The organism is Nocardia araoensis NBRC 100135 (assembly GCF_000308435.1).
GTDB lineage: Bacteria > Actinomycetota > Actinomycetes > Mycobacteriales > Mycobacteriaceae > Nocardia > Nocardia araoensis.
On the sequence record NZ_BAFR01000248.1, the window covers coordinates 1 to 704 of the forward strand.

The 704-nt window shown below is 65.5% G+C and carries 1 protein-coding gene; it reads left to right on the plus strand.

The window, feature by feature from the left end:
- A partial coding sequence (locus ON21_RS30185; RefSeq protein ID WP_039803565.1) for an AMP-binding enzyme occupies positions 1-704 on the plus strand: 704 nt, incomplete at both ends.

A 704-nucleotide genomic window follows, 5' to 3' on the forward strand; every position in this document is an offset into this window, starting at 1 on the left:
CCCCGTTGGTGGCGGGTGAGGTCGTCACCATCGGCCACCCCGTCCCCGGCGCCCACGAATGGGTCCTCGACCAACACCTACAACCCGTACCCACCGGCGTCGCAGGCGAACTCTACATCGCCGGACCACTCCTCGCCCGCGGATACCACCACCACCCAGCCCTCACCGCCGAACGCTTCATCGCCTGCCCCTACCAACCCGGCACCCGCATGTACCGCACCGGCGACATCGTCCGATGGCAACCCGACCACACCCTCCAACACCTCGGACGCACCGACTTCCAAATCAAAATCCGCGGCCAACGCATCGAACTCGGCGAAATCGACACCACCCTCACCAACCACCCCACCGTCGACTACGCCACCACCATCGGCCACCACGACACCAACGGAAACCCCACCCTCACCGCCTACGTCGTCCCCACCCCCGGCCACACCATCGACACCACCACCCTCACCCAACACCTCACCACCCACCTACCCCCCTACATGATCCCCACGATCATCCCCCTCGACCACATCCCCCTCACCCCCACCGGAAAACTCGACCGCACAGCACTCCCCACACCCCAACCCACCGACCACAAACCCTACCGACCACCCCGAACACCCCTCGAACACACCATCACCCAAGCCTTCACCGACATCCTCCACACCCCCACCATCGGACTCGACGACAGCTTCTTCACCCTCGGCGGCGACAGC